Here is a 10,899-nt window from a genome sequence, read left to right as displayed (position 1 = left end):
TGATCGGGAACACATTGGCCGGGATGTAGAACATCGCCGCGGCGATCAGCAGCGCCCAGGCCCGCGCGATGCTGGCGTGTTTGCGGGCATGCAGGGTGTTTCCACAGCGCGGGCAATGCGCGTGTGGATCTTCGGTGTACGCCGTGACCTGCCGGCAGACATGGCAGGCCATCATGCCCATGTCTATCGCCCGCGGCGGCACGCTCATGCCTTCGCTTCCGCGGTCAAGTCCCATAGTTCCCTCGGATCGAGGCTGGAAAACACCGTGACCAGCAAGGTCAGGAAGCCGAAGGCCCAGATGCCCGCGCCGGGCACCACGTCGAAATAGGTGTGCGCCTTCACCACCGCCACCAGCGTGCCGAGCATGAAGACTTCGATCATGCTCCAGGGCTTCACCCGGACCAGGGCCGACATGGCCAGCGGGAAGCCCGGCGCGCGGATGCCCGTGCGGGCGAACCAGAGCACCCAGCCGAAGATGAGGATCTGGCCCAGCGGAAAGAAGAACAGCGTCATGGCGCTGAGGACCGCGACGATCTGCGCTCCGTCGTTCCACATGGCGATGACCGCGCCCCAGAGGGTGGTGGCCGCCTTCATGCCGGAGAAGCCCAGGGTGACGATGGGCGACACGTTGGCGATCACGAACACGATGAGGGCGGCGAAGATCAGGGCGAACTGGGCGTCCACGCCAAGCCACTGGTGGCGCTCCAGGACCGCACCGCAGACCACGCAGTCGGCCACCTCGCCACGCGCGAGCGAGCGCCTCCGGTAGACGGAGTCGCAGTGTTCGCAGACGATCAGGTCGCGGGCTTTGTGCATGCCATCCAAGCGGTCGAAGGCCGCAACGGCCCATTCCCTATGATCGCAAATCGGCGTAAACGGCGCATGACGGGCGTTGCAGGGGCCGGCCGGGCCCGCGGCAGGGGCTTGATATCCTGGCTGTCTTCCCCGACTTTCGGGGCATCGAACCTTGTCCCCAGGAGCATTCCGTGAGCAGCGCCCAGACCCATAGCGAACACGTCTTCGACGCGACCACGGCCGGATTCGAGAAGGACGTCATCGAGGCCTCCCTCCAGACGCCCATCCTGGTCGATCTCTGGGCCGAATGGTGTGGCCCCTGCAAGTCGCTCGGCCCGATCCTGGAAAAACTCGCGGTCGAGTACAACGGCGCCTTCCGCCTGGCGAAGATCGACGTCGACGCCGAGCAGCAGCTGGCCGCCATGTTCGGCGTGCGCAGCATTCCCACCGTCATCCTCATCAGCGGCGGCCAGGTGGTCGACGGCTTCGCGGGCGCCCTGCCCGAAGGCCAGATCCGCGAGTTCCTCACTCGCCATGGCCTCCAGCCGGCCGAGGGTGGCGAAACCGATGCCTCCGCGACGGTCAAGCCGGCGGAGACGCCGGAAGAAGCCATCAACCGCATCCAGCAGGCGATCGCCGCCGAGCCTGATCGCGCGGAACTGAAGCTCGACCTCGCCCTCGCGCTCATGCGCGCCGGCCAAGTCGAGCCCGCGCAGGCGGAACTCGACGCCCTGCCCGCCAACCTCGCCACCGACGCCCGCGCCGTCCGGCTGCGCAGCCAACTGGAGCTCGCGCGCGCCCTCGCGGGTGCACCGTCTCTGGAGGAACTACGCACGCGCGTGCAGGCCGACGACAACGACTGGCAGGCACGCGACCTCCTCGGTGTGCGCCTTCTCATCGAAGGCGACGCCGCCGCCGGCCTCGATCAGTTCATCGACATCCTGAAGCGCCAGCGCGACTGGCAGGACGGCCAGGCGAAGAAGCGCCTGCTCGCAGCCTTTGCCACGATCGACGACGCGGAACTCGTCGGCACGTACCGGCGCAAGATGGCGTCGTTGCTGTTCTGATGGCAGGGGGAGCCGCGCGGCTTCATCGCTTCATTGGCTTCTCGCCGCTGTAGCGGCTCCCACAGCTCGTCCGAGCAGGCTAGGGCTTCGGTTTCTTGCGGCGCACGTAGAGTTGCTTGCGCACGGTTGCCACGAGTTCGCCCGAAGCGGTGCGAATGTCCGTGTCGAACCAGCGCAGGCACTTCTCGCCGTTGGCGGTCGCCGCACGCAGTTCGTCGAGCACGGATTCCTCGATACGGAATTCAGCGTACACGTCTTCCCGGCCGGGGGAGACGAAACGGATCTCGCCTGCCTGGTCCCACACGATGTATTCGTTCCCCAGGCTCTGCAACGTCATGATCATCCAGAACGGATCGGTCATGGCGAAAAGGCTGCCGCCGAAGTGCGTGCGCACGTAATTGCGGTTGTACCAGGTGAGCTTCAGCCGAACCTTCGCATAGCGGTAATCGTCGAGCACGACGACGCGGATGCCGGTGAACAGGAAGGGCGGCCAGGCGTTGAGGATGCGGCGCATCGTGCGAGCTTTCATGCCGCCATGCTAGCGATGCGCCGGACCGGCGGGAAAGTACCCCGTTTCAAACGCAACCATGCCGTGCATGACCTATGGCACAGGTCCCCATCGTCGACCGACCCCGAGTATCGATGGTCGACCATCGCCAGGGGATACGAACCATGCGCCATCCGCTCCGCCGCGCCACCCTCGCCACCGCCGTCGCTTCCGCGATGGCCTTCTCCGCCGCCCATGCCACGGCCGCCGACCTCCCGGTCGCCGCGGACCAGCCCTACCCCGGCACCCTCACGCTGCACGTGGACCTGTCGGATGCGTCGAAGCATCTCTACCACGTGCGCGAGACCATCCCGGTCAGCGCCGGACACGCGATCCTCTACTACCCGAAGTGGATTCCCGGCGTGCACGCGCCCTCGGGTCCGCTCGCCAACGTGGCGGGATTCGTGGTTACCGCGAACGGCAAGCGCATTCCCTGGCGCCGCGACCTGAAGGAGATGTATGCGTTCCACGTCGACGTTCCCGACGGCGTGGACAAGCTGGACCTCGCCTTCGAATACCTCGCGCCAGCCACGCCCAACTATGTGCCCTTGTCGTTCAACGAGGTGGCGTTCTATCCGGCGGGCCACTACACCAGCCGCATCACGATCGAACCGAGCGTGACGCTGCCGGCAGGCTGGAAGTACGCCTCCGCCCTCGAAACGGCCTCGCAGTCGGGAAATGAGGTTCACTTCAAGCCGGTAAGTTTCGAAAACCTGGTCGATTCGCCGCTGATGACCGGCAAGTACTTCAACCGCGTCGACCTCGCGCCGGGACAGGACACCCAGGTGCACCTCGACATTACCGGCGACACCGCCGCGGGCGTGAAGCCCACCGACGAGCAGATCGCAAAGCAGCGCTCGCTCGTGGTCCAGGCCAACAAGCTGTTCGGTGCGCACCACTACGGCCACTACGACTTCCTGCTGGTGGTTTCCAACCACACGGGACACTTCGGCCTGGAGCATCACCAGTCCAGCGACGACCGGCTCTATGCGAACTTCTTCACCGATCCGGACGTGAACGTTGCCGCGGGTACCCTGCTGCCGCACGAGTACATCCACTCGTGGAACGGCAAGTTTCGCCGCCCCGCCGACCTGTGGACGCCCACATTCACCGAGCCCATGCAGGACGACCTGCTGTGGGTATACGAAGGCCTCACCGACTATTGGGCCGGCGTGCTGACCGCCCGTTCCGGTATCTGGACCACCGCGCAATGGCGCGATTCGCTGGCCGGCATCGCCGCCGACATGTCGGCGCGCACCGGTCGGTCGTGGCGTTCGCTCCAGGACACCGCCGACGGCATCCCATTGTCGTCGGGCCGCGGCCGGGGCTGGACGAACCTGCGCCGGAGTTCGGATTACTACCCCGAGGGCCAGCTGCTCTGGCTCGATGTGGACACGAAGATCCGCGACCTTTCCGGCGGCAAGCACACCCTCGACGAATTCGCCCGCGCGTTCTACGGCATGGACAACGGTAGCTATACACCGAAGACCTATACCTTCGAAGACGTGATCTCCACGCTCAACGGCGTGCAGCCTTACGACTGGGCCACCTTCCTGCGCCAGCGCCTCGACTACACCGGCGACACGCTACCCGAACACGGCATCGAGGGTGGCGGCTGGAAGCTGGTGTACGACGAGACGCCCACCGCGTTCGCGAAAACGGCCGAAAAGGTGCGCAAGACGGTGGACCTGTCTCATTCGCTCGGCATCCAGCTGTCCGACAAGGGCGAGGTCACGGATTCGCAATGGGATGGCCCCGCCGCGAAGGCCGGCATCGTGCCGGGCGTGACGCTGGTCGCGGTGAACGGCAAGGACTATTCGGCGCAGGTGCTGAAGGATGCGGTGACGGCGGCGAAGTCGTCGAGCACGCCGATCGAGTTCCTGATCAAGGACATCGAAGCCTATTCGACCGTGAAGGTCGATTACCACGGCGGCTTGAAATACCCGCACCTCGTGCGCGGCGACGGCAAGGACCTGATAGGCGCTATCGCCACGCCGAGGAAGTAACCTTACGGGTTCTCGCGTGCGGCCTCGAACAGGAACCACACGCGGCGTTCGGCCTGGTCGATCCAGTTTTCGACCAGGCTTGCCGTCGCCACGTCGCCGTACTCGTCGCACACGCCGTGCACTTCGCGGAGGAAGCCCACGAAGCGCTCGTTGTCGTCGCGCAGTTCGGCAAGCATGTCCTGCGGCGTGACGAAGTCGGCGTCGTTGTCCGACAGACGCTGCAGGCGTGCGGCATGCCCGATCGAACGGAGCGTGGTGCCGCCGATCTTGCGGGCTCTCTCCGCGATGTCGTCGGTGATCGCGAAGATGTCCGTCGCCTGCTCGTCGAGCAACAGGTGCAGGTCGCGGAAGCGCGGTCCGGACATGTGCCAGTGGAAGTTCTTCGTCTTCAGGTAAAGCGCGAAGGCATCCGCCAGCAGGACGGTAAGCGCGCCCGAGATGTCGCGGGTCGCATCCGCGCCGAGGCCCGTCGGCGTCTTCAGCGCAGCCTTGCGCAGGTTCTTCGTGGCTTGGGGGTTCTTCATCGCGCTGGGCTCCATGGGTGTCTGAGCCCCCGAGGATGCTCCAGCCGTGTGACAGGAGATTGGACGAAACACGCGCGTGTCACGTGAGCGGAAGGCTCACCAGCACACGCAGGCCCCGGCCGCCGTCGACATCGAGCAGCCAGATGCTCGCGCCGTGCAGTTCGACCGCGCGCTGCACGATGGACAGGCCGAGGCCATAGCCGCTTCCCTGCGTGTCCAGGCCCCTCTGGAAGCGGGTGAACATCGCCTCGCGGCGCTCGGGTGGAATGCCCGGGCCGTCGTCGACGACCTCGATCACCGCACGATCCCCGTCGCGCCGGATCGAGAGATCGACGTGGCCTCCCCGCGGCACATGGCGGAAAGCATTCTCGAGCAGGTTGCGCAGCAGCGAGCCGAGGGCGGCGGTATAGCCCTGCACGGCCAGACTATCGGGAAGGTTCACACCCAGCTCGGTACCGCCGGCGCCGATCAGCGGCGACAACTCCTCGACGACGTCGAGCGCGAGCGCCACCAGGTCCACCGTGCCGCGCGGCCCGGCTGCGGCGCCTGCCTCCAGCCGCGCCAGTGCCAGCAACTGTTCCACGCGGCGCGCCAGCGATACCAGGCATTCGCGCGCCGCTTCCAGGGCCGCCTGGGCTTCGTCCGGCTGGGCCGACGCCATGGCGTTCTCGAGGTTGATCATCGTGGAGGCCAGGGGTGTGCGCAGTTCGTGCGCGACGTCGGCGCTGAACCGGCGTTCCCGCTCCAGGGCTTCCTCCAGGCGCTCGATCTGGTCGTTCAGCGCGCCCAGCACGGGCCGCAACTCGACCGGCGCGCCGGGCAGGTGCACGGGTTCCCGGTTTCCCGGCTTGCGGCTTGCAAGCGCTCCGGCCAGTTCATCCAGCGGAACGAGTCCCCGGCGTATCGCCCACCCCACGAGGAAGGCCATGAGCGGCAGGCCGAACAGCAGAGGAAGGGTATGCTCGATCCACAGCGCACGGGTGATCTCGTTGCGGCTGTCGTAGCGCTCGCCGGCCCGGATAGTGATGTCGTCGTCTTCCATCACCAGCGTGAAGACGCGCCAGCGGTACTTGCCCTTGCGCACGTCCTCGAAGGCGCCGTCCGTCGCATGCGTATTCGGCATGCCGGCGAGGTTTTCCGTCGCGAGGAGCAACGTGCCGTCACGATCGAACACCTGGAAGCCCACCTCCGATTCGAACGTGCGACCCTGCACCGTCAACTCCTGGGGATGATTGGAGACACTCGGCACCAGCAGCCGCGCCGGCCGCTGTTCGCGCAGTTGCGCGACGCCGATGCGGCCGACCAGGACTTCCAGCGTGCGGGCCGCCTGGGCGAGGCGTCCGTCCGACAATTCGTCCACTTCCTCCAGCGTATGTTTCGCACTCAGGAACCCGAGCGGGAGCAGGACGACGACCAGCACCATCACGATCAGCGCGAGGAGGCGCGAACGCAGGCTGGTGAAGCTCATTGCGGCTCCCGCGGAAGCATGTAGCCGAAGCCGCGTACCGTCTGGATGGCGCCGTGGCTCAGCTTGCGCCGCAACGAATGCACCAGCACCTCGAGGGCGCTGGTGCTCATGACGTTGTCCGGGCCGTAAAGCGAGGTTTCCAGCGATTCGCGCCTGACGATGCGCCCGGCACGTTCCATCAACGCCTGGAGCAAGGCGAACTCGCGCCGGGTCAGGTCTACCCGTTGCCCATGCCAGGTCACCTCGAAGCTACCCATATCCATGCTCAGGGCGCCCGCTTCCAGGCGATTCACCGCCCCACCGCGGGCGCGACGGGCCAGTGAACGGATGCGAGCCGCAAGCTCGTCCAGGTGGAACGGCTTGACGAGGTAATCGTCGGCGCCCGCATCGAGTACGCTGACACGGGAATCGACCGCATCCCTGGCGGACATCACGATGACGGGCGTCGTGACGTGCAGGCGCCGTGCCTCGGTCAGCACGTCCATGCCGTCCTTGCCGGGCAGCCCGAGATCGAGCAGGACAAGGTCGGCATCGTGCTCGCGCAGGGCCACCAGGGCTTCGCTTCCGTTGCGAAACCAGCTGATGCTATAGGTCAAACGCTCCAATGCCCGGCGGATGGCTTCGCCGAGCTGGAGGTCGTCTTCCACGAGGATGATGTGCAAGCTTTTGCCCCGGCCTGGATCAATCGCAATTATCCGTGCCGCGAGCTTAGCGTGTCCTTACGGCGCGGGACCGGCCGGTGCTTCGGACGCCGTCGCCACTCGCTGCAGGCCGGCGTGAATGGCCGCATCGGCCAACTCGGCCAGCATCCCGGCATGCCTGCCCTGCGGTGGTGCGTGACTGGCCAGGGGAAGGGCGTTTGCCGGCGGCGCGAAGTACCCCATGTAGTCCCGCCTGGCCTGTTGGGTCACCAGCCAGTCCAGCCCCGCGTGGCGTACGGAACCGTTGTCTGTCAGGCGACTATGCAGATACCGGACGTAGCCCTGCTCGGAGATCGGATCGTTCAGAGGATTCCAAAGGTTGATACGCAGTGGCGTACTCAGAAGCCGTTCGGTGTAGTCGACCGGCGACTCGGCCACTTCGGCCCCGTCCGGCATGACCCGCGTCATCGTGCTGCCCGAGGCCCGCCACTCACGAGCGACTTCGCGAACAAGCCCGGGGTACTCGTCCACGGACGCCGTGACCTGGTACAGGCTGTCGACGATGAGCGTACCCTTCGGCAGGTTGTCCACCAGCCTGCCGGTCGCCCTCTCCGGTCCGACCAGCCGAAGCGTCTCGGCGTTTGCCGGAAGCAACAGCGTCAGGACATGGTCGGGCGTGGCACCCACAAGCGCCACGTTACGGTCTTCGCGCAGCATGCCACGAAGGCGCCGCGTGGTCGCAAGCACACCGATGTGACGGCCACCCACCCCCAGTGCAATGAACTCGCTGATCGGGCGCTGGTCGATCAGCATGCGCTGATAGGTTGCGGGGACCGGATTTGCGATCGAACCATGCGTGGCTCCAGCGTTGCGCCGCAACACAGGAAGCGCCAACTGGGCGTCGCCAGCCAGGTTATCCAGTGGTACAGGTGGTGCAGCGGCGGAGCGGGGTGCCGACGCGCCGTCGGCATCGACATGCGTGGCATACCTCCGAGGCGTGCCGTCCCGTATATCGCGAACCTGCAGCACCAGGCCTCCGTCGGCCGCCGTGCTTATCGTGGAGAGGGACGACTTGAAGTACCCAATGAGCGGCGGCGGAATGGCGTCGACGATACGGGCGATGGCCTCGTCGTCCCGAGGGATCGACGGAGGGAGCTTGTCCGCAATGACCTCGATGATGGCGGCGTGGACAAGGGGATCGATGGGGGCTAGCCCTTCGCGCAGTGAGGCTTCCGGATACCACATGCCCTCAATGTTCACCAGCCAACGACCCGTCTCCCGGCCAGCCCTTCCGCCCGGCGCAAAGATTTCACGTGGCGCCATTCCTTGGCCCGGCGCCGTCTCGACCACCTGTGTGCGACCGTCGATGTGGCGTAGCCGCACGTAGTGCCGGCCATCGAGGGCCCACTCCTCGGCGCCCCGCGCAATCGCCTGCGACCCGGTGTCGAGGTCCTTCACGACCAGGTGTTCGAGCGCTGGCGGGAGCAAGGCGCTGTCCTCATCTGCAAGCCGGGCAAGGACACCGTCGTCGACCAGTTGCAACCTGGCAGCCGCTGTCGATAGTGCCAGGTCCACGTCGACGCCCGCATCCGCCAGGCGGTGCTTCTGCGCGGCGGTCAACGACTCGCGCGTGTCGACGAGCGCCAGGCGGAGCAGTGAAAGCTCCTTCACGAGCCGCTTCTGTCGGTCGGGCAACTGCATCGGGTCAATCCAATGCCGATGCATGCGCTCGAGCTCCGGGTGCATCGACCTGGCATCGATGGAATCGGCGAGCATCGTACGGAAGTCCTGTTCCAGACGCGTATCGTCCAGCTCATGCGCGTTGTGAGACGCACGCGTGCTTTCTTCAAGCGCCGCGAAGACCGAACGATAAGTATGCCGGGTAGTGCCCAGGTTGGCGTTGAGCAAAACATACCCGTCGCCGCTTTTGCGCAATCGCAGCGCATTCGGCGGAATCAACTCCGGCGTCATACTGTCACCATTGGCCCCCGCAGCGAACTTGAACGTTCCGTCTTCACCGTAGATCGCGAATGCACGGCGTGTTTGCTTCGCCAGCACCGGCGCCAGCAACTGCAGTTCGAGCGGCGTCCATGGCGTGCCCGTACGGGCTCGAAGCCGGGTCGATAGCGTCTCGATGACGCCCTGCCCAACGGCTGCCAAGGCGATCGGCCCCTGTGGGTGGGCGCCTACCTCGGGCTTGGGCGCCATGGCCAACTCGGCTTCGTTCACTCCGAACTGTCGCAGTATCCTTGCCGCTCGTTCGAACGCCATCGGGTCGCGCGTAATGTATGCCGGTATCAACTGAGCCAGGGTGTTGCCTGCCGGCACGGTGCCGCCCGCGGAATTGGGAAACCGCGGAGGCCTGGTCGGACTGAGGGGATAACCGATGCGGTCGTTGATCCGTTCCGGCGGAACGAAGGAAGGACGATTCATCTGCGCAGGCGCCGTCTCTTCTTCCGCGGTGATGCCCTTCAGCCCATCGAACGCGGCGCCGAGAGGTACGTTGGTCAGGACAGTCGTCGCCGCTAGTTCGAGCCCCGCCTTGCGCTCTTCGGCGGTCCGCCCGTTCACTCCCTGGTCGACGCCCACGCCGACCCCGACGATGCCGCTGCCTACCTGGAACGGGAGAGCCAGCGCGGGTATGTAGCCCAGCGGCGCCATGAGGGTTACCGTCCGGTTGACGGTGGTGCGCCACGCGTCCCAGGTTGTCCGCACCTGCATCCCGGTGTCCTCGCGAAGCCGCGCCTCCGCCTGGTTTCGCATATCCTCGAACAGGCCGCCCTCGATGACGCGGTCGGCACGGTCGACAACGGTTCTGTCGACGTCCCACTTCCCCGTGGCGATATTTTCCAGGCCGTGTCGGACGCCCGTCCAGAACGTGCCGTCCTGGCTGTTGTAGATGCTGAAATGCGAGAGCAGGGCTTCCAGTTTCTGCGGATCTTTCACCTGCTGCAGGACCCATTCGCCCAGGTCTGCTTCGCTGGCGAACACCACGAATGCCTGGTCGCTCCCTGGCACGTACATCACTTCGCTCCCGTCGGCGGCGACGAAACGGACGATGTCGCTCGCGGCATAGCCGTTGATGTCGAACCGCCTGGGCCTGCCCAGGCCAACGGGGGAACCGTTCCGTAGCTGGTCGATGGCGATGGGACCCTCAAGCGGCACCTGCGGGGCTCCTTCGGACATGACCTGCCGGTAGCGCTCCAGGTTCAGTACACCGGCATCCCGCGCGCGCCTGGCCTCCCGGACGAAGTGATAGCGTGCAAGCAGGGGCCACACCCCGCGGTTCTCGTCCCAATAGGTTTCCAGGTCGCGATTCAATGTCGCGACGTAGGGCAGCTGGTCGAACAGACCCGGCGCTCCGAACTTCCCGATGAGGGAGGAAAGCGTGAGCGGGCTTGCGAACGCGCCGGTGAACCCGCCGGTCCGATAGATGCCGAAGGCCTCGTCCAGAGCGCGCGCGTCTTCCCCGACGGTTTCCACCACGCTGCCCTGCGCGAAGAAGGTGTTGTAGATGTATCCGGGGCCTGACCTGCTCCACAGTAACCACCCGAACCTCCTGAAGAAGTCGCCGGCGCTGGTGCTGTGGTATAGGCCTTCCGAGAACGAAAGCACGCCTGGACTCGCTGCGCCGCCCGCGTTGAGACCACCCACGGCATCGGACGCTTCCGCGAAGAACCTGTGCCGCGAAGCGTCGGGAAACGCTTGCATCAGGGCGTCTGTCAGGGAAAGGACATGGTCGGGCTTGCCTTGCGCCCGGTCGGCAACCGAGCCGAAATGCGCGACAACGTACGCGTCGCCGTCGAGGCCCAGCTGCTCGCGGATGAAGGCGCCTGCAGCCATCCTCGCGT

8 protein-coding genes and 1 pseudogene are annotated in these 10,899 nt (G+C 65.9%); 2 read left to right on the top strand and 7 right to left on the bottom strand.

What is annotated here, in order from left to right:
* Both ACPYOD_RS11060 and ACPYOD_RS11055 read right to left on the bottom strand, forming a co-directional pair.
* Nucleotides 1-208: pseudogene (locus tag ACPYOD_RS11060) on the bottom strand (paraquat-inducible membrane protein A); the annotation flags it as partial.
* The gene (locus ACPYOD_RS11055; RefSeq protein WP_481301791.1) at nt 205-816 is read right to left on the bottom strand and encodes a paraquat-inducible protein A; all 612 of its coding nucleotides are present in this window, start codon (nt 814-816) and stop codon (nt 205-207) included. The pseudogene ACPYOD_RS11060 and the gene ACPYOD_RS11055, both read right to left, overlap by 4 nt.
* A 170-nt stretch (nt 817-986) precedes the next feature.
* Between ACPYOD_RS11055 and trxA the strand changes: the two genes are divergently transcribed.
* On the top strand, nt 987-1,862 hold the full coding sequence (trxA, locus tag ACPYOD_RS11050) for a thioredoxin (protein ID WP_481301790.1): 876 nt from the start codon (nt 987-989) through the stop codon (nt 1,860-1,862).
* Between the two features lie 79 nt (nt 1,863-1,941).
* On the opposite strand, the gene ACPYOD_RS11045 is transcribed toward trxA, so the two are convergent.
* The gene (locus ACPYOD_RS11045) at nt 1,942-2,391 is read right to left on the bottom strand and encodes a DUF4442 domain-containing protein (RefSeq protein ID WP_481301789.1); all 450 of its coding nucleotides are present in this window, start codon (nt 2,389-2,391) and stop codon (nt 1,942-1,944) included.
* Nucleotides 2,392-2,534: 143 nt separating this feature from the next.
* On the opposite strand from ACPYOD_RS11045, the gene ACPYOD_RS11040 reads away from it, so the two are divergent.
* Entirely contained in the window at nt 2,535-4,415 is a 1,881-nt protein-coding gene (locus ACPYOD_RS11040; RefSeq protein ID WP_481301788.1) for a M61 family metallopeptidase, read from the top strand.
* 2 nt (nt 4,416-4,417) lie between these two features.
* On the opposite strand, the gene ACPYOD_RS11035 is transcribed toward ACPYOD_RS11040, so the two are convergent.
* The 4 genes from ACPYOD_RS11035 to ACPYOD_RS11020 form a co-directional block, all read right to left on the bottom strand.
* Nucleotides 4,418-4,939 carry a Dps family protein gene (locus ACPYOD_RS11035; RefSeq protein ID WP_481301787.1) on the bottom strand — a complete coding sequence of 174 codons (522 nt, stop codon included), beginning with the start codon at nt 4,937-4,939 and terminating at the stop codon, nt 4,418-4,420.
* Nucleotides 4,940-5,018: 79 nt separating this feature from the next.
* A complete protein-coding gene (locus ACPYOD_RS11030) occupies nt 5,019-6,407 on the bottom strand; it encodes a sensor histidine kinase (RefSeq protein ID WP_481301786.1) in 1,389 nt (462 codons plus the stop codon).
* Nucleotides 6,404-7,069: a response regulator gene (locus ACPYOD_RS11025; RefSeq protein ID WP_481301785.1), complete on the bottom strand. Its 666-nt coding sequence runs from the start codon at nt 7,067-7,069 to the stop codon at nt 6,404-6,406. The genes ACPYOD_RS11030 and ACPYOD_RS11025 overlap by 4 nt, the downstream gene beginning before the upstream one ends.
* 57 nt (nt 7,070-7,126) lie before the next feature.
* Nucleotides 7,127-10,891 carry a dermonecrotic toxin domain-containing protein gene (locus tag ACPYOD_RS11020; RefSeq protein WP_481301784.1) on the bottom strand — a complete coding sequence of 1,255 codons (3,765 nt, stop codon included), beginning with the start codon at nt 10,889-10,891 and terminating at the stop codon, nt 7,127-7,129.
* Between the last annotated feature and the right edge of the window lie 8 nt (nt 10,892-10,899).

This window comes from Luteibacter sp. HAY1-4A (assembly GCF_056755355.1).
The sequence above is the reverse complement of the archived record's forward strand: the minus strand, read 5'-3'. Positions and strand labels throughout refer to the sequence as shown.

Excerpts from the sequence above, each read along its gene's own strand:
- ACPYOD_RS11055 (WP_481301791.1), bottom strand. The coding sequence starts at position 816 with ATGCACAAAGCCCGCGACCTGATCGTCTGCGAACACTGCGACTCCGTC.
- ACPYOD_RS11045 (WP_481301789.1), bottom strand. The coding sequence starts at position 2,391 with ATGAAAGCTCGCACGATGCGCCGCATCCTCAACGCCTGGCCGCCCTTC.
- ACPYOD_RS11040 (WP_481301788.1), top strand. The coding sequence starts at position 2,535 with ATGCGCCATCCGCTCCGCCGCGCCACCCTCGCCACCGCCGTCGCTTCC.
- ACPYOD_RS11035 (WP_481301787.1), bottom strand. The coding sequence starts at position 4,939 with ATGAAGAACCCCCAAGCCACGAAGAACCTGCGCAAGGCTGCGCTGAAG.
- ACPYOD_RS11030 (WP_481301786.1), bottom strand. The coding sequence starts at position 6,407 with ATGAGCTTCACCAGCCTGCGTTCGCGCCTCCTCGCGCTGATCGTGATG.
- ACPYOD_RS11020 (WP_481301784.1), bottom strand. The coding sequence starts at position 10,891 with ATGGCTGCAGGCGCCTTCATCCGCGAGCAGCTGGGCCTCGACGGCGAC.